General features: G+C 50.9%; 25 protein-coding genes. 11 read left to right on the top strand and 14 right to left on the bottom strand.

What is annotated here, in order from left to right:
* Positions 1–35 precede the first annotated feature (35 nt).
* The 3 genes from K6Q96_RS15295 to K6Q96_RS15285 are packed head-to-tail and all read left to right on the top strand — an operon-like array spanning position 36 to position 4,328.
* Positions 36–1,859, top strand: a complete 1,824-nt coding sequence (locus tag K6Q96_RS15295) for an assimilatory sulfite reductase (NADPH) flavoprotein subunit (protein WP_251876720.1) — start codon at positions 36–38, stop codon at positions 1,857–1,859.
* Positions 1,859–3,577, top strand: a complete 1,719-nt coding sequence (gene cysI, locus K6Q96_RS15290; RefSeq protein WP_251876719.1) for an assimilatory sulfite reductase (NADPH) hemoprotein subunit — start codon at positions 1,859–1,861, stop codon at positions 3,575–3,577. Before K6Q96_RS15295 ends, cysI begins: the two co-directional genes overlap by 1 nt.
* Positions 3,570–4,328, top strand: a complete 759-nt coding sequence (locus K6Q96_RS15285; protein WP_251876718.1) for a phosphoadenylyl-sulfate reductase — start codon at positions 3,570–3,572, stop codon at positions 4,326–4,328. Before cysI ends, K6Q96_RS15285 begins: the two co-directional genes overlap by 8 nt.
* Positions 4,329–4,479: 151 nt before the next feature.
* Here the strand turns inward: K6Q96_RS15285 and K6Q96_RS15280 are convergent, their stop codons facing one another.
* The 8 genes from K6Q96_RS15280 to K6Q96_RS15245 form a co-directional block, all read right to left on the bottom strand.
* Positions 4,480–5,034 carry a DUF2380 domain-containing protein gene (locus K6Q96_RS15280; protein ID WP_251876717.1) on the bottom strand — a complete coding sequence of 185 codons (555 nt, stop codon included), beginning with the start codon at positions 5,032–5,034 and terminating at the stop codon, positions 4,480–4,482.
* On the bottom strand, positions 5,021–5,890 hold the full coding sequence (locus K6Q96_RS15275) for a quinoprotein dehydrogenase-associated putative ABC transporter substrate-binding protein (RefSeq protein WP_251876716.1): 870 nt from the start codon (positions 5,888–5,890) through the stop codon (positions 5,021–5,023). The genes K6Q96_RS15280 and K6Q96_RS15275 overlap by 14 nt, the downstream gene beginning before the upstream one ends.
* Positions 5,891–5,899: 9 nt before the next feature.
* A complete protein-coding gene (locus tag K6Q96_RS15270) occupies positions 5,900–6,277 on the bottom strand; it encodes a hypothetical protein (RefSeq protein WP_062666584.1) in 378 nt (125 codons plus the stop codon).
* 26 nt (positions 6,278–6,303) lie between these two features.
* Positions 6,304–6,753, bottom strand: a complete 450-nt coding sequence (locus K6Q96_RS15265; protein ID WP_251876715.1) for a plastocyanin/azurin family copper-binding protein — start codon at positions 6,751–6,753, stop codon at positions 6,304–6,306.
* A 117-nt stretch (positions 6,754–6,870) separates the two neighbouring features.
* Positions 6,871–8,679 carry a methanol/ethanol family PQQ-dependent dehydrogenase gene (locus K6Q96_RS15260; protein ID WP_251876714.1) on the bottom strand — a complete coding sequence of 603 codons (1,809 nt, stop codon included), beginning with the start codon at positions 8,677–8,679 and terminating at the stop codon, positions 6,871–6,873.
* Positions 8,680–9,195: 516 nt separating this feature from the next.
* Positions 9,196–9,981 carry a quinoprotein dehydrogenase-associated SoxYZ-like carrier gene (locus K6Q96_RS15255; protein ID WP_251876713.1) on the bottom strand — a complete coding sequence of 262 codons (786 nt, stop codon included), beginning with the start codon at positions 9,979–9,981 and terminating at the stop codon, positions 9,196–9,198.
* A gap of 15 nt (positions 9,982–9,996) precedes the next feature.
* Positions 9,997–10,893 carry a quinoprotein relay system zinc metallohydrolase 2 gene (locus K6Q96_RS15250; protein ID WP_251876712.1) on the bottom strand — a complete coding sequence of 299 codons (897 nt, stop codon included), beginning with the start codon at positions 10,891–10,893 and terminating at the stop codon, positions 9,997–9,999.
* Positions 10,890–11,438, bottom strand: coding sequence for a rhodanese-like domain-containing protein (locus tag K6Q96_RS15245; RefSeq protein ID WP_251876711.1), 549 nt, complete (start codon positions 11,436–11,438; stop codon positions 10,890–10,892). The genes K6Q96_RS15250 and K6Q96_RS15245 overlap by 4 nt, the downstream gene beginning before the upstream one ends.
* A 148-nt stretch (positions 11,439–11,586) precedes the next feature.
* Between K6Q96_RS15245 and K6Q96_RS15240 the strand changes: the two genes are divergently transcribed.
* Positions 11,587–12,522 (top strand): LysR family transcriptional regulator, encoded by a 936-nt coding sequence (locus K6Q96_RS15240; protein WP_251876710.1) that lies wholly within the window; start codon positions 11,587–11,589, stop codon positions 12,520–12,522.
* 56 nt (positions 12,523–12,578) lie between these two features.
* On the opposite strand, the gene bamJ is transcribed toward K6Q96_RS15240, so the two are convergent.
* Positions 12,579–13,199, bottom strand: coding sequence for a BamJ family beta-barrel-assembly machinery protein (gene bamJ / locus K6Q96_RS15235; protein ID WP_002539493.1), 621 nt, complete (start codon positions 13,197–13,199; stop codon positions 12,579–12,581).
* 243 nt (positions 13,200–13,442) lie between these two features.
* Here bamJ and K6Q96_RS15230 point away from each other — a divergent pair, with 243 nt between their 5' ends.
* Positions 13,443–14,066 (top strand): LysM-like peptidoglycan-binding domain-containing protein, encoded by a 624-nt coding sequence (locus K6Q96_RS15230; protein ID WP_251876709.1) that lies wholly within the window; start codon positions 13,443–13,445, stop codon positions 14,064–14,066.
* A gap of 60 nt (positions 14,067–14,126) precedes the next feature.
* Here K6Q96_RS15230 and K6Q96_RS15225 read toward each other — a convergent pair whose 3' ends face one another.
* Entirely contained in the window at positions 14,127–14,579 is a 453-nt protein-coding gene (locus K6Q96_RS15225) for a GNAT family N-acetyltransferase (protein ID WP_251876708.1), read from the bottom strand.
* Between the two features lie 166 nt (positions 14,580–14,745).
* A complete protein-coding gene (locus K6Q96_RS15220) occupies positions 14,746–16,698 on the bottom strand; it encodes a bifunctional 2',3'-cyclic-nucleotide 2'-phosphodiesterase/3'-nucleotidase (protein ID WP_251876707.1) in 1,953 nt (650 codons plus the stop codon).
* 271 nt (positions 16,699–16,969) lie between these two features.
* Here K6Q96_RS15220 and cysG point away from each other — a divergent pair, with 271 nt between their 5' ends.
* The 5 genes from cysG to cysC are packed head-to-tail and all read left to right on the top strand — an operon-like array spanning position 16,970 to position 23,163.
* Positions 16,970–18,391, top strand: a complete 1,422-nt coding sequence (gene cysG / locus K6Q96_RS15215; protein WP_251876706.1) for a siroheme synthase CysG — start codon at positions 16,970–16,972, stop codon at positions 18,389–18,391.
* Between the two features lie 14 nt (positions 18,392–18,405).
* Positions 18,406–19,314 carry a sulfate adenylyltransferase subunit CysD gene (gene cysD, locus K6Q96_RS15210; RefSeq protein ID WP_002536513.1) on the top strand — a complete coding sequence of 303 codons (909 nt, stop codon included), beginning with the start codon at positions 18,406–18,408 and terminating at the stop codon, positions 19,312–19,314.
* Positions 19,315–19,324: 10 nt separating this feature from the next.
* Positions 19,325–20,758, top strand: a complete 1,434-nt coding sequence (gene cysN / locus K6Q96_RS15205) for a sulfate adenylyltransferase subunit CysN (RefSeq protein WP_251876705.1) — start codon at positions 19,325–19,327, stop codon at positions 20,756–20,758.
* A gap of 5 nt (positions 20,759–20,763) precedes the next feature.
* Entirely contained in the window at positions 20,764–22,491 is a 1,728-nt protein-coding gene (locus tag K6Q96_RS15200) for an SLC13 family permease (protein WP_062666566.1), read from the top strand.
* Positions 22,492–22,542: 51 nt separating this feature from the next.
* A complete protein-coding gene (gene cysC, locus K6Q96_RS15195; RefSeq protein WP_251876704.1) occupies positions 22,543–23,163 on the top strand; it encodes an adenylyl-sulfate kinase in 621 nt (206 codons plus the stop codon).
* Between the two features lie 95 nt (positions 23,164–23,258).
* Here cysC and K6Q96_RS15190 read toward each other — a convergent pair whose 3' ends face one another.
* Together K6Q96_RS15190 and K6Q96_RS15185 are read right to left on the bottom strand one after the other, a co-directional pair.
* Positions 23,259–24,176 carry a TIGR03899 family protein gene (locus K6Q96_RS15190; protein ID WP_251876703.1) on the bottom strand — a complete coding sequence of 306 codons (918 nt, stop codon included), beginning with the start codon at positions 24,174–24,176 and terminating at the stop codon, positions 23,259–23,261.
* A gap of 292 nt (positions 24,177–24,468) precedes the next feature.
* A complete protein-coding gene (locus K6Q96_RS15185) occupies positions 24,469–25,023 on the bottom strand; it encodes a YtfJ family protein (RefSeq protein WP_251876702.1) in 555 nt (184 codons plus the stop codon).
* A gap of 430 nt (positions 25,024–25,453) precedes the next feature.
* Here K6Q96_RS15185 and K6Q96_RS15180 point away from each other — a divergent pair, with 430 nt between their 5' ends.
* The gene (locus K6Q96_RS15180; protein ID WP_251876701.1) at positions 25,454–25,660 is read left to right on the top strand and encodes a DUF1107 domain-containing protein; all 207 of its coding nucleotides are present in this window, start codon (positions 25,454–25,456) and stop codon (positions 25,658–25,660) included.
* Between the two features lie 76 nt (positions 25,661–25,736).
* Here K6Q96_RS15180 and msrA read toward each other — a convergent pair whose 3' ends face one another.
* Positions 25,737–26,372 (bottom strand): peptide-methionine (S)-S-oxide reductase MsrA, encoded by a 636-nt coding sequence (gene msrA / locus K6Q96_RS15175; RefSeq protein WP_251879656.1) that lies wholly within the window; start codon positions 26,370–26,372, stop codon positions 25,737–25,739.
* Positions 26,373–26,380: the final 8 nt, after the last annotated feature.

The raw sequence follows: 26,380 nt of genomic DNA, 5'->3' as shown, positions 1-26,380 counted from the left end.
TCTATGCTCACGCAATAATAAAGGAATGTCGTGACATGTTACTCAAGGAACTTTCTGCGCTGGCGAGTCCGCTTAATGACCAGCAGATCGGCCAACTGCAGCAGGCCGTGGCAGAGTTGTCGCCACAACAGCTGGCTTGGATCAGCGGTTATTTCTGGGGTTTGAGCCAAACTCCGGCGGCAGCGGGTGCTAACCCTCAACCTCTTGCCCAAGCGGTTGCCACTGCGGCGAAACCTGCGGGTAAGCTGACTATCATTTATGCCTCTCAAACCGGAAACGCAAAAGGCGTGGCGGAAGCTTTGGAAGCAAAAGCCAAGGCGGATGGCGTAGAGGTTTCTCTGTATTCAGCAGATGACTACAAACCGCGTGACCTGGCGAAAGAAACGCACCTTATCATCGTGGCGTCGACCAACGGTGAAGGCGAGCCGCCAGATAATGCGATTTCCCTGCACGAATTCCTGCAATCAAAGAAAGCGCCGAAACTCGACAAACTGCAATACGCGGTGTTGGGCTTGGGTGATTCAAGCTACGAGTTCTTCTGCCAGACCGGTAAAGACTTCGACACTTACCTGTCTAAGCTGGGCGCGAAAGCTATCGCACCGCGTGTTGACTGCGACGTGGATTACGAAGCAGAAGCAGAAAGCTGGAGCAGCGACGTTCTGGCGAAAGTGAAAGAAACCATTGGCGGTGGTGAAGATGAAGTGGTTGTGCCACTGCACGCAGCCACCACTGCAGGCGCGGCTTCTGCCTATAACAAGCAAAACCCTTATGCGGCAGAGTTGGTAGCAAACCAGAAGATCACTGGCCGTGATTCAGGCAAAGACGTTCGCCATATCGAAATCGATTTGGGTGAGTCAGGTCTGACTTACCAGCCGGGCGATGCCCTGGGTGTTTACTACACCAATAGTCCTGAACTTGCTGATGAAATCCTCGCGAAAGTGGGTCTGACAGGTGATGAAACGGTTGAAGTGGCGGGTGAATCCCTTCCACTGCGCCAAGCGTTGATCGAGAAGTTCGAAATCACTGCAGCGAACCCGCAACAAGTGGCTGCGATTGCAGAACTTTCTGGCAGCAAAAAACTGCAAAAGCTCGCAGAAGACAAAGACAAGCTGCGCCAATACGCCAACAACACCCAAGTGGTTGACGTGCTGGGCGAGAAGAAAACCAAGCTGACCGCTGAGCAACTGGCTGGTCTGCTTCGTAAGCTGACGCCTCGCTTGTACTCGATTGCTTCAAGCCAGGAAGAAGTGGGTGAAGAAGTGCACCTGACTGTGGGTCTGGTGGAATTCCAAAACGGTGACAACACCCGTTTTGGTGGTGCATCAGGCTTCCTGTCGCAACGTGCTGAAGACGCAGAGTCTGTGAAAGTGTTCATCGAACACAATAACAACTTTAAACTGCCAGCAGACGACAAGGCACCTGTCATCATGGTCGGCCCAGGTACAGGTATTGCGCCATTCCGTGCCTTCATGCAAGAGCGTGATGCCCGTGGTGCAGAAGGTAAGAACTGGTTGTTCTTTGGCGACCGTACCTTCACCCAAGACTTCCTGTATCAAGTCGAGTGGCAGAAATTCCTCAAAGACGGTCTGCTGAGCAAAATCGACCTCGCCTTTAGCCGCGATCAAGCTGAGAAAGTGTATGTTCAGCATAAGATTGTCGAGCAAGGCAAAGAAGTATGGCAATGGCTGCAAGACGGTGCTTACCTCTACATCTGTGGTGACGCGACCTACATGGCCAAAGACGTTCATGAAGCATTGATTACGGTTGCCCAGGAGCAGGGCGGTAAGAGCCGAGAAGACGCAGAAAACTATTTGAACGAACTGCGTAAGGCGAAGCGCTATCAAAAGGATGTGTATTAATGAGTGACAAGCAAGTCGTGTTGGGCCAAGAGCTGGGCCCATTGTCAGATAACGAACGTCTGAAGCGCGAAAGTGATTTTCTTCGCGGCACTATCGAGCAGGATCTGTCTGATCCAGTGACAGGTGGTTTTACCGCAGACAACTTCCAGCTGATCCGATTCCACGGCATGTATCAGCAGGACGACCGTGATATCCGCGCTGAGCGTCAAAAGCAGAAGCTGGAGCCACTGCACAATGTGATGCTGCGTGCCCGTATGCCAGGCGGTATTATCACGCCAAAACAGTGGCTGGCGATTGATGAGTTCGCGACAGAACACACCATGTACGGCAGTATCCGTCTGACTACGCGCCAGACGTTCCAGTTCCACGGTGTGTTGAAACCAAACATCAAGCTGATGCACCAGACGCTGAACAAAATCGGTATCGATTCCATAGCAACAGCGGGTGACGTGAACCGTAACGTGCTGTGTACCACGAATCCTGTGGAATCTGAGCTGCATCAGGAAGCCTACGAGTGGGCAGCCAAGATTAGTGAGCACCTTCTGCCAAAAACCCGCGCTTACGCGGAAATCTGGCTGGACGGTGAGAAGGTAGAAGGACATCAGGATGAAGAACCTATCCTGGGTTCCAACTACCTGCCACGTAAATTTAAAACCACTGTCGTGATCCCACCGCAAAATGATGTGGATGTGCATGCAAACGACCTGAACTTTGTGGCGATTGCAGATAATGGCAAGCTGGTTGGTTTTAACGTACTGGTCGGTGGTGGCCTTGCAATGACCCACGGTGACACCAGCACTTATCCGCGTAAAGCGGACGATCTGGGCTTTATCCCGCTGGATAAAACGTTGGATGTCGCGGCAGCGGTTGTGACCACACAGCGTGACTGGGGTAACCGTTCTAACCGTAAGAATGCGAAGACTAAATACACACTGGATCGCGTTGGCACTGACGTGTTCAAAGCGGAAGTGGAAAAGCGCGCAGACGTGAAGTTCCAAGCAAGCCGTCCGTACGAGTTCACTGACCGTGGTGACCGTCTGGGTTGGGTTGAAGGCATCGACGGTAAGCACCACCTAGCGCTGTTTATCGAAAACGGTCGCTTACTGGATTACCCAGGCAAGCCGCTGAAAACCGGTGTGGCTGAGATTGCGAAAATCCACAAGGGTGATTTCCGCATGACCGCTAACCAGAACCTGATCATCGCGGGTGTGTCCAAGTCTAACAAGGCGAAAATCGAGAAGATTGCCCGTGAGCACGGCCTGATGGATGACGGCGTAAGCGAGCAGCGTAAGAACTCGATGGCGTGTGTGGCTTTCCCAACCTGTCCGTTGGCGATGGCTGAAGCAGAGCGCTTCCTGCCGGGCTTTGTGACCGAGATTGAAAGCGTGCTGGAGAAGCACGGCGTAGGTGATGATCACATCATCTTCCGTGTCACTGGCTGTCCAAACGGTTGTGGCCGCGCGATGCTGGCTGAAATTGGTCTGGTGGGTAAAGCGCCGGGTCGATACAACCTGCACCTGGGTGGTAACCGTGAAGGTACCCGCGTGCCTAAAATGTATAAAGAGAACATTACCGACGCACAGATCCTGGAAGAGATCGATGCGCTTGTTGGCCGCTGGGCAACCGAGCGCAACGACGGCGAAGGCTTCGGTGATTTTGTTATCCGCGCTGGCATTATTGCGGAAGTGAAAGTCTCTAAGAGGGATTTCTATGCCTAAGTTTCAACTGTCCGATCTGCTTGGCCGCACTAAGGCTGAGCAAATTTTAGAACTAGCGCCAATTAATGCTGAGCTTGAAAGCATGTCAGCGCAGGAGCGGGTTCGCTGGGCGTTGGAAAACCTGCAGGGCGAGTTCGCCCTGTCATCAAGCTTTGGTATTCAGGCGGCGGTGATGCTGCACCTGGTGACACAGGAAAAGCCGGACACTCCGGTTATCCTGACTGACACTGGCTACCTGTTCCCGGAAACCTATCAGTTTATTGATGAACTGACAGCGCGCCTGAAACTCGACCTTCGCGTCTACCGCGCAGAGCAGAGCTCAGCATGGCAGGAAGCGCAGTACGGTAAGCTTTGGGAGCAAGGTGTCGAAGGCATCGAGCGCTACAACCGCCTGAATAAGGTGGAGCCAATGCGCCGTGCGCTGGACGAGCTGAACGTTGGCACCTGGTTCTCTGGCCTTCGCCGCGACCAGTCCAGTTCACGTCAGACTCTGCCTATTCTGGGTATCCAGAACGGTGTGTTTAAGTTCCTGCCAGTCATCGATTGGACGAACAAAGACGTGCACTACTACCTGAAAGAATATGACCTGCCGTATCATCCATTGTGGGATCAAGGTTATGTGTCTGTGGGTGATGTGCATACCACCCGTAAGCTGGAAGATGGCATGTCAGAAGAAGAAACCCGCTTCTTCGGCCTAAAGCGCGAATGTGGTCTGCATGAAGACGATGTGAGCGACGGCGCGGGCATTTAAAACGCCCAAACAGAACGAAAAAAGCGATGCTATCTAGCATCGCTTTTTTATTGCCGCTCGTGACGAGTCAGTAATTTTCGAAAGTACGCTCCGTGTCTGGCGTAAAATGGTTTACATGCGGTAAAGCCAGAAACATCAGTTCTGAGGCCCATTAAGGTGTGGTTCGTAATAACCGCTTTATCTGGCTATGAATCTTCTCAGCAAGTTTTTTGATGCCCCGTTGATTCAATTCACTTTGCTGGCCTTTGATTTCGACAATCAGTTCAGGGTAAGCAAGCTTTGATTTCACGTTGACGACCTGAACAATCAGATAGGAAAACAGGAAGCTGGGTTTATGGAGCCGGGTGATGACTATCCAGTCAGCGCCAAGACTCTCGCCAAGTTCAGCAGCGGAGTCCGCATGTTCAAACAGGTAACCAAACCCTTGATTGGCATTTTCATAGGCGTCGAGTGGAATCTGTACCGTGTCATATCCATGTTCGCCATTCAGCGCCTTTCGTAGCATTGGAGCTAGGCTGGCAGTGCGTATGACTTCTTCAGTGTTGTTGTCGACCTGGGTTAAGTCTGCAAGCTCAAAATTGAGGACAGCAATACCAGAGGAGAGTGAGGAGGCACTGAAAAACAGCGCTGTTATCACGAGCGCTGTGGGGGTAGACAAGAAAAAACGGGCAGTCAGGCTGCCCGTATAGCGGTCAATCATCATCATCATCTCGCCTTGGTTTGGATGATGCCTCTACGACAGGAACGCCATAATCCTGAAGGATCATGGCAATTTGCGGAGCGTTGGCATCCATTGCCATTTCGACCGTTTCTTTCCACGGACGCTCACCGTATCGCACTCCCATCGAGATGGCGAAATCAAACACCTTACTGCCTTCTGAGGTCATCGGGACGACGGTGACTTCAGACTGGTTCTTGGCAAAATAACCGGCAATAGGCCCCCAAATCACCAGGACATCGTACTCACCATCCGCTACCCGTTTTACCATCTTGCCTGGGTAGTCTTCCGGGTCTCCGTTCATGATGCGGAAAAACTCGGTATTATCTTTAAAACCGTTTTCACGCAGCCATGAAACCGCAGGGGACGGCGCAAAGGCAGCCACTTTTAATGACTGTTTCACCGATGCTGGCAAATCAGCCATCGCCTGTTGACTATCTACCTTTGCTAACGCCCCTTCTTTTTTGAAAAGAAGTGAATAGGCTGAGCGGTAATAGGGCTTGGTGGTGGCCGCAATGTCAAACTGAACGGGTACACCAATGACCAAATCACAGGCAAAGCGACCGTTATTATCAGACCAGTTCTTCAGCGTGTTACGGATAAAGCCCATACGCTGGGGAAACCAGGCATATTCCACATCGAGCCCGAAATAATCACCAAGTTGCTCTGCGATTTTATTCTCGAATCCTTGTTGCTCACGGTTGGAGTAGGGCAAATTATTGGGATCTGCGCAGACACGGAGTTTGTCCGGCAGGGGGGATGGAAAGGATTTTTCTGCCGCGAGAGATGAACTGGTGAACGCCAGTGAGAGCGATATGACAAAAAGCGAAAACAAAGACTTCATGCTGACCTCCTACTTGGCAGCTGCGGTGACTTGCTGGGACACAAAGCACTCGTGCTCGGCGTCATCGCGAATGGTCAGAAGTCCTTTGCGCGCGCTGCGGCTGTCTTTGGACGAACGGAAGTAACCGCCCCGTTCTCCACGCATGTTGCGAAGACGCACGAACGCATCGGCATGGACGTATTCTTCGAAGGTCATTTGGCTGGCAATTTTGTCAATCACACAGCTGCATCCATACATGTTCACGTAGGTTGGTCCGCCTTTCAAAGCCATACACTCCTGCACATATTTCACGCGCTCAAGGGTCGGAAAGTCGTTGGCACTGGCTGGTGCTGCCAGTAAAAACAGGGCAGGGATAACAAGTACGCTTATTCTTTTAACTGCTTGCATAAGCTGACTCCTTTACATCAACACCTCTAAAGCACGCCTTCGGCTTCAAGATGCTTTTTGAATTTTTTCAGCAGCCCTTTGGCAGGGAGCAGAGATTTGTCTTTCTTGATTTCGGCGAAGTATGCATCGATGGTGCCTTCGATATCGGATGGGTTACCGACCAATAAAATACCACCCATGCGCGCACCCCAATGCGGGGTACATTTGTAGACATAGATGCCTTCGTTATCAAAGACAAAGCTTACGTCTACGCCGAGTTCAGTCTGAATTTTCTCTGTGCCTTCCGGCACCATGGCATCAATGGTTTCAATAAGATGAGCGGGCATATTGGTCCAACTTACCCTATCTCCCGGTTGGAGAATGACGAACATGGGGTCGAATTTCACGCCGACGGCGCGTACTTCGTATTCTTCTGCAAAAGCGCTACTTACCAGCCCCAAAAACAATAAGAGTGACCCTATTAACGTCTTAGCCATACGCATTATCCTTTTGCTGCTTGTTGAGTTTAGATGCCCCAAAGGCAACTCAACCTGATGCAGTGCATCAGAGCTGAGAAAGGGGAGTAGATACTCCCCTTAGTTTTTATTTTTGATTTAGTTAGGCAGAGCAAAGACTGTTAACACACCGCCCAGCTGGGTGTAGTCAGACAATTTGCGGTATGCACCTACTGCACCCAGGCCATCAGTATCTCCTTCAAGCCCGGCGGCCATGCCGATGCCAGCCCAGCCACCGATACCGGAGAGTACGGCGACATACTGCTTGCCATCATGCATGTAGGTATTGACGTTGCCGATGATGCCGGATGGGGTTTTGAAGCGGTAAAGCTCCTTGCCGGTCTTCTCATCCACTGCTTTCAGGTAGCCTTCCAGCGTACCGTAGAACACCACGCCGCCACCTGTCGCCAGCGCGCCACTCCAGACAGAGAATGGCTCCGGCACCGACCAGACGATTTCACCTTTCTCCGCATCCCAGGCAATGAAGTTACCCAGACCGCCATGGCTATCCGGGGCAGGGAACATAGAAAGGGTTGCACCGACATAAGGTTGTCCTGCGGTGTAGGAAACTTCGAACGGTTCGTAGTTCATACATACATGGTTGGTTGGAACGTAGAAGAGGCCAGTGCGTGGACTATAAGTCGCCGGTTGTTGGTCTTTTGAACCAAGCGCGGCAGGACATATGCCTTTGGTATCGACATCCTCACCGTTTTGGGCGGTCGAGTACTTAGCAACAACTTGTGGACGGCCGGTTTCCATATCCACATGGGTCGCCCAGTTCACTGCAGGGTCAAATTTCTCTGCGACCAGCAGCTCGCCTGTGACACGATCCAGAGTGTAACCAAAGCCATTTCGGTCAAAGTGCACCAGCAGTTTGCGGTTTTTACCCTTGAACTTCTTGTCAACCAGGATCATCTCGTTGACGCCGTCGTAATCCCACTCATCATGCGGTGTCATTTGGTAGAGCCATTTCGCCATACCCGTGTCCGCATCGCGCGCCATGATGGTCATGGAATATTTGTTGTCGCCAGGGCGCTGGGAAGGGTTCCAGGTGCTTGGGTTCCCTGTGCCGTAGTAGATAAGATTCAGTTCAGGATCGTAGCTAAACCAACCCCAGGTGGTACCGCCACCAATCTTCCACTGATCGCCTTCCCAGGTTTTCAGGCTGGCATCTTTGCCGATGGGCTTAAGCATTTCCATGGTTTTTTCAGGGTCGACCAGCATTTCTTCGTCCGGGCCTGTGCTGTAGGCGCGCCAAGCAACACTGCCGTCTTTGATGTTGTAAGCCGTGAGATAACCGCGAACACCAAATTCACCGCCACTGATACCTGTGATGATCTTGTCTTTCACCACTAATGGCGCGTTAGTATTGGTCGCGCCGACTTTAGGGTCGCCGTTCACCACTTTCCAGGCCACCTTACCGGTTTTCTGATCCAGCGCGACGAGCGTGGTATCAGCTTGTTGCAGGAAGATCTTGCCGTCAGCATAGGCAAGGCCGCGGTTAACTGTGTCGCAACACATCACAGCAATGACCGAGGAATCCTGTTTTGGTTCATAGACCCAGTTAAGTGCCTGGGTTTTGAGGTCGATAGAGAAGACTTTGTTGGGAAAAGGGGTATGGATGAACATGGTGTCACCCAACACAAGTGGACCGCCTTCATGACCTCTTAAAACGCCCGTTGAGAATGTCCAGGCCACCTGAAGATCTTTGGCATTTTCTGCGTTGATCTGATTGAGAGGGCTATAGCGAGTCCCCGAGTAATCACCGCCCCACATGACCCATTGGTTTGGATCGTTCTGTAGCTTGATGAGCTCATCATTCGCTTGCGAAGCTGCGGGAAACAGCAGGGTGAGGGATAACGTGGCGACTGCCGCCAGGCAGCGTCGTAACCTTACAGCACCGATCATATTTACTTCCTCCGTGACAGCACGTTAAGCCGGACACCAAGGGCATCCTGACTTCGGCTTGACTCAATTTGTTTGCGTGTTCCGCGGAGTTGTGGGGACGCTGTGTTAGCCAATGTTCGCTCTGTCTGTAACCCCATCGTGGCGTGTTGGCGACATTCGCGATCTACAACTTAGGCGGTTTCGCGTTTATTGAAAAATCCAGAGATCATTTCGATTCAACTATCTGGCGCAGCAATCCGTGCCGCATGTTGAGGTCAAAACGTCGTGAATTGAGTGTATGGCAGCTTTTGGGGTTGTGTGAGGAGGAAAAGGACACAACACTTTTGTCCGCGGGCAACAATGTTTTAGGGGTGGGATTGTGGCGCTAAGTCTTCGAAAAACCTGACACTTTATATGTCTTATTTCAGGGAAGGGAGTCAATAGATGGCATAAGCATCAGGTGCCATACCCTTAAAAGTCATTGGGATACGGCACCGCTGTTGTAACGTTTTTTTATGAGACTTCGCAGAGCTGATATCAAATGTCCCATTCGCTGGAAAATTCACGACCAGTAGAGTCTTTCACGTCGGCTTTCAATTTACCGGTTTTGCCTTTATCAAGATGAAAAGTAAATGTGGGATTCTCACTGATGGAGATACCCCCGTTAAAGCGCATGACAGGTTCACCCTCGAGCGTAATATTTACGTCACTCACGTAGTCGGATGGAATCCAGTGACGCGTTAGCTGGTCGATTTGCAGGCCGCTGTAGTTGGGATGACTGATCAAAAGTTGCATCATGCGCGAGTTCTCACCCGCCAGATCTTTCAGTTTCATCCTGCCCATTCGCTGGCGCGCCAGCATGTCATCAGCACCTGCAGGGGCTGAGCAACCCCCCGAGGCTTTGACGAACTTACTGTGCATATGGAGCTTGCCATCGGCGGTTTGGGCTATCACCCGAACCGGACTATAGGCATTGACCCTGACGCGGGTAGCGATATTAGCGATACCATTATTGGGGCTCATGTCGAAGCTGCCGACAATCGGCGATGGGTTGTTATCGACAATAAGATGTATGCGCTCAATAGGGTTTGTATCGCCCTGACGCACATTGACCCTCACTTCAAGTGGCACCAGTGCAGCATCAATAGCGCGTTTCGGCGCGGTCAGCGAAACAATCTCTTCACTTTCGACAATGTCAGGTGAGCCGGGAAACAGGCTGTCACGGATCAGGGGCCAGGTGGCGCTTTCGGTTTCGGGTTCAGCAAAGCTTTGCAGTGGCAGGGCAGTGAGCAGTACTGACAGCAGCAGGGGCGTTATTTTCATAGGAGAATCCTCTCATCATTCCCATTCCAACTCCTTGTAAGCCTGAATCACATTGCGAGGATGAAACTCTCCATAAAGTTTCCACCCCCCGGGAGACGGCATGACGGTGGTGCTGGCTGTGTTGATATCGATGTTATCGTTGATAGCGGCACGAACAGCTTGTGCCAGAGAAGAGAGATAGCGCGTTTGCTTTTCAAAAGCCTGTTTTGATTTTTGTAGTGGGCCATGCCCCGGGATCACTTGGTTATAGGGCATGGCCTCAAGTTTTTCAGTTTCTGCCAACCAGCCAATCAGGTTGCCATCCAGTGTCGGTAGATGATCGATAAACAGCAGATCGCCAGTGATCAGTGTCCCTGAGCTTTGATCGAACACTGAGAGATCATGGCGGGTGTGCGCACGCTCATGGGGCGTCAATACTAACGTTCGGTTACCGAGATCAAGCTCTGTGGTTTCATTGATCACCCGCGTTGCCCCAATCGGTGTGGTGCCGGTAAACCATGGATTGGTCAGCCGTTGCAAGTAATAACCTGATTTGGCGTCAAAGTCGCCGGGATAACGGGCATGAGCGACAAATTCGGGCTTTTCATCGACAAAGGCAATGTTTCCGAAGTGATGATCGGGATGGACATGCGTATTGATCACAAAGCGGATAGTTAAGTGGGTTTGTTGCCTAATCGCCCGAAGCACCGCCTCGCCCGCCTGCTTGCTGCCGCCAGTATCAATCACAGCAACCGCTTCGTCTCCGACAATAAAGGTGATATTGGCGACCGGATCGCTGTCGACGGTAAACAGATCAGCAATCTTCCCCTGATGCATGAAAACACCCGGTGCGACCTCACTAAATGCAAGTTCCAGCGATGCTTGCACGGAGAATGGAAGCATCAGAAAAAGCATGGCCCGCAGACGATTCATGGCCTGACCGGATGCTGCGTTTCGAGCGCATAACCCGCCTCTTTCCAGCCTTTGACACCCGCTCGATACCAATAGACTTCTTTAGCTCCTAGCTCAATTGCCCGTTTTCCGGCATTCCACGAATGCCAGCAATTGGGCTCGCAAAATACTACTACGGGGGCGTCATCAGGGAGTTGGTTTTTCAGCAGTTGGATAAGGGAATCCGGTGCAATGCCGTGACCGGCGTTGGCAAGCCAGATGGCACCCGGCAAGGTCTCGCGTGAAGGTTCTATCCATAGCGTATCGGGTGAAAGGTTGTCGGGTTTGTTCGGAGCAGGGTAGACATCAATCAGCACCGGGCGTCGCGCTTTAATAAAAGTCGCAAGCTGTTCGGCAGAGGCGATGACCTGACCACCACTTAATGTCTCAGGAACTGCCGCCCGATACTTCTCGGTGCGGTAGTCATCGGGTTCAGGGATTGTTTCAGCGCTGATGCTTATGACTTGTAAGCTATACAATATCGCGCATATAAAACTGATTTCCTTGAATAATTTAAGGATACTCATACTACTTTATTCTGATAATACTCATACCTTAGTAGGAGTCGGGCAGAGCACTACACATTATGGGTTAACATTAGGATAACAATCAGACCGTCAAGGGGCGGGTTTTATTGTTGCAGCCATCAATAAACTTCTTTTCAGTGGGGCAAAGATGAACCGTTGGAGTGGTGTTGAAGAATTTGTTGAAGTTGTCAACAGTGGCAGTTTTACCGCCGCCGCACGCAAGTTGGGGGTATCTACTTCCCATGTCAGTCGTCGTATCGACGCGTTGGAAAGTCGGCTAACTACCCGCTTGCTCTATCGTACAACACGACAAATCACGCTGACTGAAGTCGGCAAAATGTACTTTGAGCAATGTAACGATCTCATTGAGAAATTCGCCGAGGTGGAAGCATTGGTCACCCAAATGCAGACCGAGCCGGTCGGCACATTGAAAATCACGGCACCGTCGGTGTTTGGTGAGAAGTTCATTGCGCCGCTCGCGAACGATTTCATTGAGGTGCACCCTAAGCTCAGTGTGGAGTTCCATTTCACCAATGACGTGGTGGATTTGGTGCATGACGGCTATGACCTGGCGATTCGCACCGGGGATCTGAAAGACAGTACCCTGATGGCGAAAAAGCTCGCGCCGCGAAAACTTTTTGTTTGCGCTTCGCCTGCCTACCTTCAGGAATTCGGCGCACCTGCCAATTTAGACGAACTGCAAAACCATAATTGTCTGATAGGGCTGGTGGATAGCTGGAGTTTTCAGGATGGCGGCAACGCGGTGAACATCAAACCGCAAGGGCGCTGGCATGGAAACAGTGGCAGTGCCGTACTGGATGCCGCTTTGCATGGTTTGGGTTTGGCGCAATTACCGGACTATTACGTAAGCCAGAAAATCATTAGCGGCGAGCTGGTCGAAGTCTTGTCTGATTATCAGCCACCGGATTCAGCAGTCTGGGCGGTGTATCCGTTTAACCGAAACCTGTCAGCTAAGGTCAGATTGTTTGTGGACTTCCTGTCTGATCACTTCCAGCACCACTTGCCGTGGATGGCAGAAGAGCATCCAGACAATGACGATGAGCATCGTGAAGCTGCGGGATAAGGCTGCACAACAGGCACAAAAAAAGCCAGCATAAATGCTGGCTTTTTTAGCAGAACTTACAGGATATCCAGCAGTTCTACTTCGAATACCAGTGCCGCGAAAGGAGGAATCGCTGCACCCGCACCGCGCTCACCGTATGCCAGGTCTTGTGGGATGTACAGTTTCCACTTAGAACCAACAGGCATCATTTGCAGGGCTTCAACCCAACCTTTGATCACGCCGGTTACCGGGAATTCAGCTGGTTGACCGCGCTCTACAGAGCTGTCGAACTTAGTGCCGTCAGTCAGGGTACCGTGGTAGTGAACACGTACTTGCTTGTCAGAAGTCGGGATTTCGCCGTTACCTTCAACCAGTACTTCGTACTGCAGGCCAGACTCGGTCACAGTCACTTCATCACGCTTCGCGTTCTCAGCCAGGAAAGCTTCGCCTTCTGCCGCTGCTTCTTTTGCTGCCGCTTGGCGAACTTCTTCCGCTTGAGTGTGCAGTTCACGCAGTGCGTTGTTGATCTCGTCGATCTCAATCTCAGGCATGTTACCCGCCAGAGCGGTTGCGATACCTTTCGCGATTGCATCTACGTTCAGACCTTCCAGACCAGAACCTGCCAGTTGCTGACCCATTTGCAGACCGATGCCGTAGCTTGCTTTCTGCTCTACGGTTTCCAGTTTTACATCAGACATGTCGTCTCTCTTTATTTGCGGGTTTAAAGTGGGCAAGGATAACAGTTACAGGGCGTACGGGACAAATCGACTTACAGCTTTAAGGTTGTAATTAGGACGGAATTCTTTGAAAGTACAAATGTCAGACAATTGTTCAGGTTAAGTCGACTGTCTGACATTTTGCTGATATTGCAGATCTAGTATTCAGAGTTATTGGATTGACTGAGATACTGGAACTACCCCATGAGGAAATTGGGAGAGGTAATGACCTTGAAAGGAAAGCGCGAAAAAGGAACTGCATCCGCCACGCCGCCTCTGGGCGAGGTCGTGAAAAACGCGTTGGAAAAAGTGAAGGCTGCGCTGAGTCCTTTGGTTGAGCGTATTCAACCTCACTGGCAATCTCTGCCGAAATTACACCGCACCGCGATTTCAGTATTGGGCGCGTTGTTGGTCGTGCTTTTAATCTGGCCATCAAGCGAGGACTCTCTGCCGGAGACTAATACGGTTGGTGAGCGCGTATCCTTGCCACTTGCGGTTGGACAACAGCAAGCCAGCAACGACGATGGCTTTGATGCTGACGGTGAGCAGGTGATTTCTACGCAGACTGTGGGTTCACAAAACGCCAGTACGGATTGGGTGAATTACGAAGTGAAGGGCGGTGATACGCTGTCTAACATCTTCCGTGCACAGGACTTGCCGCTGCCAGACCTTTACGCCATCTCATCGATTGAGGGTGACGATAAGCCTCTCAGCCGAATCCAGCCGGGACAATTGCTTCGCTTTAAGCGTAATGACCAAGGTACCTTGGACATGCTGCAGATTGAAACGTCGGGTGCATCAGTGATTTTCTTCCGGTTGTCAGATGGCAGCTTTGCCCGCCGCAAGTAAATGCTGAGAACAGAGAAAGGCTGCCATGGAGCAGCCTTTTTTACATCTGTTTACCGCCAATTAGGCTGCGACGCGGCGCATGTCGATGTGCGGAATCCCGTCTTCCAGATACTGCTCGGAAATTTCTTCAAAGCCGTGACGATGATAGAACTCCCGCAGGTGATATTGAGCACCAATGGTGATCGGCGCTTTTGGCCACACGTCATGCGCCTGAATGATGGCTTGTTTGACCAGCTCACTGCCACAGCCGTTTCCGCGTTCGGTATTGGCGGTCACAATGCGTCCGATACTCATTTCCGGATAGGTGAGGCCGGCTGGCAGAATGCGGGCGTAGGCTGTCATTTTGTCATCACGGTAACCCAGTAAATGTCGGGTTTCGGGATGGGTATCGTGACCGTCCAGCTCCGGATACGGACAGTTCTGTTCTACGACGAACACGTCGGTGCGCAACCTCAATAGGTCATAGAGTTGCCGGGTCGACAACTGACCAAAGGTCAGGGTTATCCATTGCATTATTGTTATTCCTGATTTTTAAAAATCTCTTGGGCTACTTTTTTCATAGCCCATTTCCCTTTGGGTAGCCGGATAACTTATAAAAAAACCGCGATCAAAGCCGCGGTTTTTCTGTATCAATTTTGGAGATTTTCAATAATTAAACATTGAGTTAACCAATCGTTAATCATTTTTTCAGGTCAATGCGGTACTGTGCGAAGCCCACATCATCAGTACCCACTTTCTCCATTGGGTACTGACCTTTGGCTTTTACGAAATCAGCGGCTTTGTCACTTGGTGAGGTTTCAAACACCACGTTCAGATCAGCGTCGGTTTCGATAGGAGTAAATGACCAGTTGTTGTCTGCAGTCGGTTTCACTTCCCCTTTCTCTTTAGTCACGGCACTGATGTAGTTGGCGACCACGGTGCGGTTTTCGTCGGGAGAGGCGAAGGCGATGAAGTCATTACCTGTACCAGGGAATTTACCCAGGTACGCACGGTAGTTGTTAGTTGCAATCAGGAACGACTGCGCCATATCGACAGGTTTACCGTTAAAGGTCAGGTTCTGGATACGCTCGGCACCTTCGTTAACCAGTGTACAGTCACCGTCGTAACGTGCTGGCTGGGTGATATCTACCTGATAGTTCACGCCATCAATCACATCGAAGTTGTAGGTGCGGAAGCCATCCCAGTTGATGAGTGATTGCTGGGCGCTGGATTGAGGGTCGATTTGATTAAACTGACCCGCACTGCATTCCAGCCACTCTTTCACTTCTTTACCGGTCACTTTCAGTGCCACCAAGGTATTCGGATAAAGGTAGAGATCTGCTGCATTTCGGAACGTCAGTTCGCCCGCTTCCACTTCGGTGAAATTCGCTGGGTCATTCTTACGGCCACCAGCTTTGAAAGGCGCTGCGGCTGACAGTACTGGAATGCCGTCCAGATCCGGGTCACCCTGAATGAAACGTTCGACGTAATCTTTCTGCGCCAGGTTAACAATTTGTACCGTTGGGTCGTCCTGCACCAGCGAGAGGAAGCTGTACATCACGTCGTTAGCTTTACCGATAGGCTGGTTGACGAAATCGCGGGTGCCCTTATGGTCATGCGCCAGTACTTTACGCATTTCCATATCTGCAGCTGCCAGTGATTTGCCATCAAAAATAGGGCGCGATTCACTTTGCACTGGCGTTACAACCCACTCATCGCCTTGCTTGTCGAGTTGCAGATCCATGATACCGACATGGCTGCCCCAGCGGCCCGGCATTACGGCAGCAACACCTTTGATGGTGCCCTTTTCGTTATCGACGCCTATGATGTTGTCAAAGCTTTTGCCTGGGAACACGGCGTGAGAGTGGCCGAAGGCGATGGCATCGATATCTTCAACATCGGCAAGGTAGTACACCGAGTTTTCCGCCATAGCTTTATATTCATCTTGCGACAGGCCAGAGTGCGGCACTGCCACAATCACGTCTGCGCCTTTGGCTTTCATCTCTGGCACCAGCTTTTCAGCGCTGGCTTTGATGTCTTCAGCAATCACTTTGCCTTCAAGGTTCTTTTTGTCCCACACCATGATTTGCGGTGGTACAAAACCGATATAACCGACTTTCACTAGATGAGCGTTGCCGTCGGTGTCTTTGAAGGTGTGTTCTTTGATGATGTAAGGGTTGAAGTAGTGCTTACCGGAGTTGGCATCAATAACGTTAGCGGAGATATAGGGGAACTTCGCGCCTTCCAGCGAACGGTCGAGGAAGTCGAGGCCGTAGTTGAATTCGTGGTTACCGATGTTGCCCACATCGTAGTCCAGCAGGTTCATTGCCTTATAGACGGGGTGAACTTCGCCTTTCTCGATACCTTTCGTAGCCATGTAGTCACCCATCGGGCTGCCCTGAATTAGGTCACCATTATCGACCAATACGCTGTTTTCGACCTCTTCTTGTGCAGCCTTCACGAGCGTTGCAGTGCGCACCAGACCGATTTTTTCACTCGGCTTGTCCTTGTAGTAGTCGTAATCCATCACATTGGTGTGAATGTCGGTAGTCTCGATGATGCGCAGTTTAATGGTGTCCGCCATTGCTGGGCCTGCCATTGTAAGCATACCGGTCAGTACAGCGATGGAAAGCGGACGGGCTGAAAGAGTCATGATTATCTCCCAAGGACAGAAATGTGCCTGTATTTTGCATATCGACGACTAGGAATAGTTACATTTCATCTCTAACTGTGATCTATGACTTGATTAAGTGATATGTAATCGAATGCAGTGCTGGCGCGGCTTTGCGGCGGTTGGAGAAAATTTCGTCGCTAAGAGAGTGAAGGTCTAATAGCCATAACGTTATAAAAAATGAATTTTTAGAATTTCAAGTAATAACATCAACTCTCTATAGTGGCCTCAATGGATTGAAAGGGCTGACACTATGGATTACTTGCCAATTTTCGCAAAGCTTGAAGGACGTGCTTGTCTGGTCGTCGGCGGCGGTGAAGTCGCATGGCGCAAAACGCGCATGCTGATGAAAGCCGGGGCGTCTGTCACCATCGTGGCACCTGAAGCGGATCATGAAGTTATTGAAGCGGCTGAAAATGGCGAGCTGGTGTGGCTGAAAGAAGGTTTTAAACCAGAGCACCTCGATGACGTGTTTCTGGTAATTGCCGCGACTGACAACCCGCTGGTGAATGAGCTGGTTTCTAAAGCTGCCGACAAACGTCGTGTGCTGGCTAACGTTGTGGATGACACCCCAAAGTGCAGCTTCATTGTTCCCTCTATTGTTGATCGCAGCCCAATTGTGATTGCGATTTCTTCTGCCGGTAAATCACCGGTGTTAGCAAGATTGATTCGAGAGAAACTCGAAACCCTGATCCCGTCGCACGTTGGCCGAATGGCAAAACTGGCTGGCGATTTCCGTGACACCTTAAAACAGAAAATCTCGACCCTGAATGGTCGTCGCAAGTTCTGGGAAATGGCGTTTGATGGCCGTTTTTCCTCACTGGTTGCTTCTGGCGACGAAGAAGGTGCCAAAGCAGAGCTCGAGCGACTGACTGACGGCGTTTCCCTGCAAGGTGAAGTGGCGCTGATTGGTGCTGGTCCGGGCGACCCGGGTCTTCTGACCCTGCGTGCGCTGCAACTGATGCAGCAAGCCGATGTGGTGCTTTATGACTACTTAGTGTCTGACGAAATCATGGAGCTTTGCCGCCGTGATGCCGAGCTGATTTGTGTCGGTAAGCGCGCGAGTTATCACAGCGTATCGCAGGAAGAAACCAACGCCATGTTGGTGAAGTATGCGCAGAAAGGCCACCGCGTGGTGCGCCTGAAAGGCGGCGACCCCTTCATGTTTGGCCGTGGTGGTGAAGAGCTACAAGTGCTGCAGGAAGCGGGCGTTCCATTTCAGGTAGTACCGGGCATTACTGCTGCAGCCGGTGCAACCGCGTATGCCGGTATTCCGCTGACACACCGCGATTATGCGCAAACGGCGATGTTCATTACCGGACACCTCAAGAAAGAAGATGACAGTTTCCGCTGGGCGACACTTGCGCGTGGTCGCCAGACGCTGGTGATTTACATGGGTCTGATGAAAAGCGCCCATATTCAGCAGCAATTAATTCAGCATGGACGTGACCCGGAGACCCCGGTTGCAATCATAGAAAACGGCACGCGTACCAATCAGAAAATCTATAAAGGCAAACTCAACGAGCTGGAGTCGCTGGCGGAAGGTGTAGGTTCCCCTGCATTGATCGTCGTCGGTGAAGTGGTGCAGCTCGCAGACCAGTTGAACTGGTACGGAAAGCAATCATTCGAAGCGGTAGGTGATGTTCGTGCACCGTCCGTGGTTAATTTAGGCTAAGGAAACAACATAGAATGGAAGCCAAAACTCTTACCCACCTCAAACAGCTTGAGGCAGAAAGTATCCACATCATTCGTGAAGTGGCGGCGGAATTCGATAACCCGGTGATGATGTACTCCATCGGTAAAGACAGTTCCGTGATGCTTCACCTGGCTCGTAAAGCCTTCTATCCGGGCAAGATCCCTTTCCCTCTTCTGCACGTCGACACTGACTGGAAGTTCAAGGAAATGATCAAGTTCCGCGATGAAACGGCGAAGAAATATGGCTTCGAACTTCTGGTACACAAAAACCCAGAAGGTCTGGCAGCGGGCATCAACCCGTTTGACCATGGTTCTTCCAAGCACACTGACATCATGAAAACCCAAGGTTTGAAGCAGGCGCTGAACAAATACGGTTTTGATGCAGCATTCGGCGGTGCGCGTCGTGACGAAGAGAAAAGCCGCGCTAAAGAGCGTGTTTACAGCTTCCGCGACAAGAACCACGTCTGGGATCCAAAGAACCAGCGTCCTGAGCTGTGGCACACCTACAACGGTCAGGTGAACAAAGGTGAAAGCATCCGCGTGTTCCCGCTGTCGAACTGGACCGAGCTGGATATCTGGCAATACATCTACCTCGAAGGCATCGATATCGTGCCGCTGTACCTGTCCGACGTGCGTCCAGTGGTTGAGCGTGACGGCATGCTGATCATGGTCGATGACGACCGTATGAAGCTGCAGGAAGGCGAGGAGATTGAACACAAGAGCGTCCGTTTCCGCACCCTGGGTTGTTACCCACTGACTGGTGCTGTGGAGTCGGAAGCCAACACCCTGACAGGGATCATTGAAGAGATGCTGGTGGCGACGTCGAGTGAGCGTCAGGGACGTGCGATCGACCACGATCAGTCTGCCTCCATGGAATTGAAGAAGCGTCAGGGATATTTCTAAGGGATTAAACATGAATAGTGCTATTGAACAACAAGTGGCCGAGCTGGGTATTGAGGCCTATCTGGACCAACATCAGAACAAATCCCTGCTGCGTTTTCTGACTTGTGGCTCGGTGGATGACGGCAAAAGTACGCTGATCGGCCGCCTGCTACATGACTCTAAGCAAATTTATGAAGATCAACTGGCAGCGATCCACGCAGACAGCCAGAAAGTGGGCACCACAGGTGAAAAACCCGATCTGGCGCTGTTGGTAGATGGTCTGGCCGCGGAGCGCGAGCAGGGCATCACCATCGACGTGGCATATCGCTACTTCTCGACCAAAAAACGTAAGTTCATCATCGCGGATACTCCGGGACATGAGCAGTACACCCGTAACATGGCGACCGGTGCGTCGACCTGTGATCTCGCTGTGATCCTGATTGATGCGCGTAAAGGCGTATTGGATCAAACCCGTCGTCACTCGTTTATCGCGAGCTCTTTGGGCATCCGCCACTTTGTGGTTGCGGTGAACAAAATGGATCTGGTGGATTTCGATCAGGCACGTTTTGAAAGCATCCGTGATGATTACCTGGCGTTTGCTGAAAAGCTGAATGCGGACATCGACATCAAACTGGTGCCACTGTCAGCACTGGAAGGCGATAACGTGGTAGACCGCAGCCCAAGCACCCCTTGGTATGACGGTGACACCCTGCTGACCTTGCTGGAAGATGTAAACGTGACTGCGGAGAAAGATAACGGTGCATTCCGTTTCCCAGTGCAGTACGTGAACCGTCCAAACCTCGACTTCCGTGGTTTCTCCGGCACCATCTCTGGTGGTGAAGTACGCCCAGGTGATGAAATCAAAGTGCTGCCATCGGGTAAAACCTCGACAGTCGCGCGTATCGTTACCTTTGATGGTGACTTGGATTATGCACACGCAGGTCAGGCCGTAACGATTACTCTGACTGATGAAATCGACATCAGCCGCGGTGATTTGATTGTGCCAGCTGCTGATACCCAGCAAGCGACCAACAAACTGGCTGCACGCATTGTTTGGATGGCTGAGCAACCACTGGAAGTGGGTCGCCAGTACGATGTCAAAGTCGCGGGTAAGAAAACCGTGGGTTCCGTGAGCAAAATCCGTCATCAGGTGGACATCAACTCGCTGGAAACTTTCAACACTGAAAGCCTGCCACTGAACGGCATCGCTGAATGTGAGGTTGAACTGACCGAATCTGTGCCGCTCGACGTTTACACTGATTGCGCCGACACCGGTGGCTTCATCCTGATTGATCGCCTGACCAACGTGACCGTGGGTGCAGGAATGATCAGCGAGCTGCTTGAAGACAGCGTTGCCCAAACTTCAGGTACTGATATTTCTGCGTTTGAGGTAGAACTCAACGCGCTGATCCGCAAGCACTTCCCACACTGGAATGCACGCGACATCAGTAAGCTGTTGGGGTAATTCCAATGAGCTGGGATCAGTCTCTGGTATTGGGATTGCTGCTGGCGATTGTGGCAGGTTTGGTGTTTACCAAAATCAAACCTGCCGTGCTTTTCGCAGGTGTAGCTTTCGTTGCATTTCAATCCGGGCTGGTATCGGTGGAAGCGATGGCAGGGAACTTCACCAACAGTTCCCTGTTAACGCTGGTACTCCTCATCCTTGCCTCTGCGGCACTGGAAAAAACACGTTTGGTCAGTTGGGTCAGCGGGCAACTTGCCAGCGGCCGTTTAGGAACTGTCGTTGCTAAATTAGGCGTGTCGACCGCGTTTCTAAGCTCGTTTACCAACAACACCGCTGTCGTGGTTTCCCTTATTGGTGCGGTGAAGCGTAACCGTCGTCATGCGCCATCACGACTGCTCATTCCTCTTTCTTACGCAGCCATTCTTGGGGGTACCCTTACCCTGATTGGCACCTCGACAAACCTCATCATCAACAGCTTTGTGGAAAGTGCTGGTCTGCCTACACTGAGCTTCTTTGCGCCATCCACGATTGGCCTTGCCGTATTGGCTGGCGGTCTTCTGGTGTTGATCCCATTTTGTTATCTCCTTCCTAACTATGACGACGATAGCGATGACGATTTGCCATATGTATTGGAAGCAGAAGTCAAAAGGGGCTCTCCATTAGCGGGTAAAACCGTGTCTGAAAATGGGTTGCGTGCGCTTCGCCGTTTGTATCTGGCCGAAATTGTTCGCGATGGTGAGCTGATCGCCCCGGTTTGCCCGGATACTGTGATGCGCGAAGGCGATAAGCTTCAGTTCTGTGGCGATGTGGAAAGCGTGGCCACCTTGCAGGAAATCGAGGGTTTGGCGCTGTTTGGTCAGCATCACATCAACGGACAGAACCTGCTTGAAGTGGTGGTGAGCCACAGTGCATCGATTCTCGGTAAGACGCTGAAAGAGGCCAAATTCCGTGAAAACTTTGATGCGGTCGTCGTCGCTATCCGTCGCGGTCATGAAAAGCTCGAAGGCGGTTTAGGCAATATTACCCTGCTTGCCGGTGACACTTTGGTGATTGTCCCTGGTAAAGGATTTGCGAAAGAACAACAACGCATGCAGCGCGAATTCGTGCTGGTGAATGGTTTGGACTCCAGTGCGCGTCTCGATAGCAAAATGAGCACTTGGGTGCTGGCAGGTTTTGCCGCAGTAATTGGTTCCGCTTTAATGGAGTGGATGCCACTGCTGAATGGTTTGGCTGCCTATCTGACTGTGCTGTTGCTGACAGGTGTCGTGAATCTGGTGGAGCTGAAACGCCGCTTCCCGGTTGAGATCGTGGTGATTGTCGGCAGCGCGCTAAGTCTTGCACAGTTGATGATTGAGTCTGGGCTTTCTGAGCAAATGGGCGAGCTGTTTATCTACTGGTTTAACGGCTGGGGCGTTTATGGCGCCTTGATTGCAACCTATTTGCTGACGCTAGTGTTAACTGAGCTTGTGACCAACAATGCCGCAGCGGCACTGTCATTTCCGATCGGATATAGCCTCGCTCTCGGATATGGCGTAGATCCGATGCCGTTTATTATGGCAGTCTTGTTTGGTGCCAGTGCGAGCTTTATTTCGCCATATGGTTACCAGACTAACCTTCTGGTCTACAGTGTGGGTAATTATCAGTTAACGGATTACCTGCGGATTGGATTGCCGTTGTCGTTGGTGTACTCCGCATTGGTGTTGGGTCTTATCCCTCTGTTTTTTCCATTTTAATCACCTCAAAGGCCAATAGAGCCTGAGATGAGGTCAACAAAGGATTGAGTTATGAGTGCAGCGGATACGCCGCATCCGGATGAAAACGTCGTTTGGCACAAGCACGTTATCGACAAACAATACCGCGCAGAACAGAAAAAACAGCGTCCGGCGCTGCTTTGGTTTACTGGCCTTTCAGGCTCTGGCAAATCCACTGTAGCTGGCGCTCTGGAGAGTAAACTGGCACAGATGGGTTACCACACCTATCTGCTTGATGGTGATAACGTACGTCATGGTCTTTGCCGTGATCTAGGCTTTTCCGATCACGACCGCCGCGAGAATATTCGCCGTGTGGGTGAAGTGGCGAAACTGATGACTGATGCGGGTTTGATTGTCTTCTCCGCGTTTATCTCTCCGTTCCGCGAAGAGCGCCAATTAGTGCGTGAACTTCTGCCTGAAGGGGAGTTCTTGGAAGTCTTTGTCGATACGCCTTTGGAAGTGTGTGAATCACGCGACCCGAAAGGCCTCTACAAAAAAGCCCGTTCGGGTGAGATCAAAGCCTTCACCGGTATCAGCTCTGCGTATGAAGCGCCGGAAGCACCGGAAGTGCATCTTCATACTGACGAGCATTCGGTTGAAGCTTTGGTGGATCAGTGCATCGCATCACTGCGCCAGGCAGGCATTATCGGCTGACTTTGATAGTTGCTGAAAAATGAAAAACGGCTGGGGTTTCCCGGCCGTTTTTGTTTTTAGCCTTTCAGCGCTTCATCCCCAAAATAGGGTGGAGATTAGGCTTTCTCGTTGACGGTGGAGCCTACATCGCTCTCTACCACAAATGCTTTCGAAAGCAGCGCCATCAGGGCATCGAGATATTCAGGGTGGGCTTTTTGACCCACCAGTTTTGCCAGTTCATTGCCTGTTGGGCTGAAGCGATAGTAGTAAATCCGGATACCTTTTCGCAGCGGTGTCAGCATAAAGGTTTTGTTTTGTCCTATCAGCGGGAAGGAAGCTGGCGGCTCAAGCAAACCGGATTCCAATTCGGTTCTCAATATGAGTCCCAAATCCATCAAGAGCATCAGGTCGGTGAATGGCAATTTGAAATTTCCCAACGCCAAACGCTCGGCAATGTCCGGTTTGAAATAGCGCTTCATGCCATCTTCCGGTTTTCTAAATCCCGTAATCAGCTTGTTGCTGCCATCGCCGCCGAAGGTACAGGCCAATGCGCAAGCACGTTGAAGAGCTTGTGCTTCGCGTTGTGTCATGGTCTCCAGCAATGACAGGGCCTTCAGCGAAGTACTACCGGGTCTGATGATTTCCTGTTTCAGAATTCGCGCCCACAAATTCTGCATGCCATCGCCATAGATGTTCTTCGCCATTTCAAAGAATCGGTACAGCCAGTCAGGATCCGGTGAGCTCGCCGTTTCATCGCGGCAAAGATCGTTACAGATCTTGATGATTTGCTCGAGATTTTCCTGCTGCTTTTGTTTGATCTCAAGTTGGCGGTAAGCAGCTCGGGTAGTCAGGGTGTCGTGTTCAATATCGTGCAACTTTGCATCAATATGGTGAGCAGCAGCAATGGCGGCCAGACGATGCTGGCTGGATTTAATGTGGCTCTCCTGCTGGCTTTGTGACTTTTCGCCACGCTTCGGGCTCTCTTTTTCGACGCTTTCTGCTTCAATCACGACAGGTTTGTTTGGTTCGGCCATGCTGTACCCGCTTTGAACACGTTAAGGTGATGTTTTCGCGATGATTTAGCGCAATTCGTGTGCAATCAACTATGTTAAAATTAAATTAAACTTGTTAACATTTACTCAGTGTGTGGAAGCGAAAGGAGGATCATTGCGGTGAAGAAGTTCAAAATGAATCCTGTCAATCTCCTGCTTGTCGCGTTTTACATTGCCACGCTGCTCTATCTTTCTCAGTTTATCGGCTAAATTCCGCTAAACATTAAAAAAACCCGCAAAGAGCGGGTTTTTTCGTTTCAGGGAGTGAGCCAGATCACTTCATCAGCTTATTCACCAAATCAATGACTTGAGTGATTTCAGCTTCGCTCAGGGCACCTTCTTTGACAAAACGGACGGTGCCGTCGGTGTCCAGCACGACAATGGCCGAGCTTTCGTCCTGAAGCCGCCATGCACCAGCGACAGCACCGCTCTTATCCAATACAATGGACGACCAACTAAATTCTTTTTTGCTGTCTTCCGCAGAAGATTTCACAAAACCACCCGTCCCCCAAATAGCATCATCTTGGTTGATGATGGTGGTGGTTTGATATTTATCACGAGGGAAATCAGCGACTTTTACCGCTTCAATCAAAGGCGCATTCATTTCCTTTGCGCTGCTACGGCCAGCAATGGCCTGAATGATACGGACTTTTCCGTCAAGGTCAGCACTGTTCCAGGTCTCGTAACCGATTTTGTCACCATTCAGGGTGAGTTCACCGTGCTTTTCAACGGATACGGAAGGCAATGCCTGCCCGTTAGAGAGATTGTGAGCCGAGGCAAAGGTTGAGATGAGAGCAGTCGCCAAGGCTAGAGTTTTAATACGACGCATGAGTGATTATTTCCTGTTCATTGATGTATTTGTTTTTATGCGTAACCCCTCTGAATTTGTTCAGTTTACGGGGTACGGTATTGAATATAGCTGATACAGAAAGTGAGCCCGAACCAATAACTGGCCCAACCACTCAAAATGAGAAATTCAACCCAGTTCAAATTGAATCTTTTTCAAGACAGTGTGTCGTAATTTTACCATGTGAGAATTTTTGTCTACGCTTATCTGGTCGTGATAGATAACTAAACAATCTTCGGCTTTCTGATTGTTTTGGTTTGTTCGGAAACCTGTGACGATTTTGTTGTCAAAAAAGTAATGGCGACAACCCCGAATACTTGGCATTTAGATTGCATTGTACAAATGTCGGCCAATGTGGAAAGCATTGGTGTGTGATGCAGGTCTTTTATCATAGGCATGGAGGAGTTCACCAATGTTGCGCATTTTTCATCAATACCGCCCTCGTCAGGTTGCCCGTTATGTTAAAGGCTTTTTCCGCGGCAGAGTTTACATCGATGGCGTGGGAGCCTTTGAGTTTGACCGTGGGAGATTGCTGCCACCGCACAAAAAAGACAAACGTGCGTTAGCGGTCATGACCGAGGTAAATAATGAAATCAAGGCCATGGCAGCCGCAGCCTGACTTCGTTAAAGAACATATAAAATCGCCCGTCATTTGACGGGCGTTTTGCATTTAAAGTGCAGCATTTTTTATTAAGTTATCTTTCCCAAGGAGGCAGACAAACTCCGGTTCCACCGATGCCACAATAACCGTTTGGATTCTTCTCCAGGTACTGCTGGTGATACGTTTCAGCAAAGTAGTACGGGCCTGCTGGGGCGATCTCTGTCGTGATCTCTGCTTTACCTGCTGAAGTCAATGCTGCTTGGTACGCATCTCGGCTGGCTATTGCTGCCGCCTTTTGATCTTCATCGAAGTAATAAATAGCCGAGCGATACTGCGTGCCTTTGTCATTTCCCTGACGCATACCTTGCGTTGGATCGTGGCTCTGCCAAAATTGTGTCAGAATTTCTTCCAGTGAAATGCGCTCAGGGTCGAAAACGACCTGCACCACTTCAGTGTGACCTGTCTGGGCGCTGCACACGTCTCTGTAAGTGGGGTTCACGGTAAAACCACCGCTGTAGCCGACTGACGTGGATGTTACGCCATCGAGCTTCCAGAACAGTCGTTCTGCGCCCCAGAAACAACCCATACCCAAAAGGATTTGAGCTTGGCCTGCAGGTGCCTCTTTGCTCAACATTGAGCCATTGACGGCATGCGCTTCAGCCGGAATAATTTCCTCGAGTCGATCTGGCAACGCCTGATCCGCTGTGATGGAGAGTTGCTTGTGGTTGATAAGCATAT

It is taken from the genome of Grimontia kaedaensis, from assembly GCF_023746615.1.
GTDB lineage: Bacteria > Pseudomonadota > Gammaproteobacteria > Enterobacterales > Vibrionaceae > Enterovibrio > Enterovibrio kaedaensis.
Note: the sequence above shows the minus strand (reverse complement) of the source record. Positions and strands in the feature narration are given on the sequence as shown.

What these genes read in the sequence shown, in the direction of transcription:
- K6Q96_RS15295 (WP_251876720.1), top strand. Translation starts at nt 36, where the DNA reads ATGTTACTCAAGGAACTTTCTGCGCTGGCGAGTCCGCTTAATGACCAG.
- cysI (WP_251876719.1), top strand. Translation starts at nt 1,859, where the DNA reads ATGAGTGACAAGCAAGTCGTGTTGGGCCAAGAGCTGGGCCCATTGTCA.
- K6Q96_RS15285 (WP_251876718.1), top strand. Translation starts at nt 3,570, where the DNA reads ATGCCTAAGTTTCAACTGTCCGATCTGCTTGGCCGCACTAAGGCTGAG.
- K6Q96_RS15280 (WP_251876717.1), bottom strand. Translation starts at nt 5,034, where the DNA reads ATGATGATGATTGACCGCTATACGGGCAGCCTGACTGCCCGTTTTTTC.
- K6Q96_RS15275 (WP_251876716.1), bottom strand. Translation starts at nt 5,890, where the DNA reads ATGAAGTCTTTGTTTTCGCTTTTTGTCATATCGCTCTCACTGGCGTTC.
- K6Q96_RS15270 (WP_062666584.1), bottom strand. Translation starts at nt 6,277, where the DNA reads ATGCAAGCAGTTAAAAGAATAAGCGTACTTGTTATCCCTGCCCTGTTT.
- K6Q96_RS15265 (WP_251876715.1), bottom strand. Translation starts at nt 6,753, where the DNA reads ATGGCTAAGACGTTAATAGGGTCACTCTTATTGTTTTTGGGGCTGGTA.
- K6Q96_RS15260 (WP_251876714.1), bottom strand. Translation starts at nt 8,679, where the DNA reads ATGATCGGTGCTGTAAGGTTACGACGCTGCCTGGCGGCAGTCGCCACG.
- K6Q96_RS15255 (WP_251876713.1), bottom strand. Translation starts at nt 9,981, where the DNA reads ATGAAAATAACGCCCCTGCTGCTGTCAGTACTGCTCACTGCCCTGCCA.
- K6Q96_RS15250 (WP_251876712.1), bottom strand. Translation starts at nt 10,893, where the DNA reads ATGAATCGTCTGCGGGCCATGCTTTTTCTGATGCTTCCATTCTCCGTG.
- K6Q96_RS15245 (WP_251876711.1), bottom strand. Translation starts at nt 11,438, where the DNA reads ATGAGTATCCTTAAATTATTCAAGGAAATCAGTTTTATATGCGCGATA.
- K6Q96_RS15240 (WP_251876710.1), top strand. Translation starts at nt 11,587, where the DNA reads ATGAACCGTTGGAGTGGTGTTGAAGAATTTGTTGAAGTTGTCAACAGT.
- bamJ (WP_002539493.1), bottom strand. Translation starts at nt 13,199, where the DNA reads ATGTCTGATGTAAAACTGGAAACCGTAGAGCAGAAAGCAAGCTACGGC.
- K6Q96_RS15230 (WP_251876709.1), top strand. Translation starts at nt 13,443, where the DNA reads ATGACCTTGAAAGGAAAGCGCGAAAAAGGAACTGCATCCGCCACGCCG.
- K6Q96_RS15225 (WP_251876708.1), bottom strand. Translation starts at nt 14,579, where the DNA reads ATGCAATGGATAACCCTGACCTTTGGTCAGTTGTCGACCCGGCAACTC.
- K6Q96_RS15220 (WP_251876707.1), bottom strand. Translation starts at nt 16,698, where the DNA reads ATGACTCTTTCAGCCCGTCCGCTTTCCATCGCTGTACTGACCGGTATG.
- cysG (WP_251876706.1), top strand. Translation starts at nt 16,970, where the DNA reads ATGGATTACTTGCCAATTTTCGCAAAGCTTGAAGGACGTGCTTGTCTG.
- cysD (WP_002536513.1), top strand. Translation starts at nt 18,406, where the DNA reads ATGGAAGCCAAAACTCTTACCCACCTCAAACAGCTTGAGGCAGAAAGT.
- cysN (WP_251876705.1), top strand. Translation starts at nt 19,325, where the DNA reads ATGAATAGTGCTATTGAACAACAAGTGGCCGAGCTGGGTATTGAGGCC.
- K6Q96_RS15200 (WP_062666566.1), top strand. Translation starts at nt 20,764, where the DNA reads ATGAGCTGGGATCAGTCTCTGGTATTGGGATTGCTGCTGGCGATTGTG.
- cysC (WP_251876704.1), top strand. Translation starts at nt 22,543, where the DNA reads ATGAGTGCAGCGGATACGCCGCATCCGGATGAAAACGTCGTTTGGCAC.
- K6Q96_RS15190 (WP_251876703.1), bottom strand. Translation starts at nt 24,176, where the DNA reads ATGGCCGAACCAAACAAACCTGTCGTGATTGAAGCAGAAAGCGTCGAA.
- K6Q96_RS15185 (WP_251876702.1), bottom strand. Translation starts at nt 25,023, where the DNA reads ATGCGTCGTATTAAAACTCTAGCCTTGGCGACTGCTCTCATCTCAACC.
- K6Q96_RS15180 (WP_251876701.1), top strand. Translation starts at nt 25,454, where the DNA reads ATGTTGCGCATTTTTCATCAATACCGCCCTCGTCAGGTTGCCCGTTAT.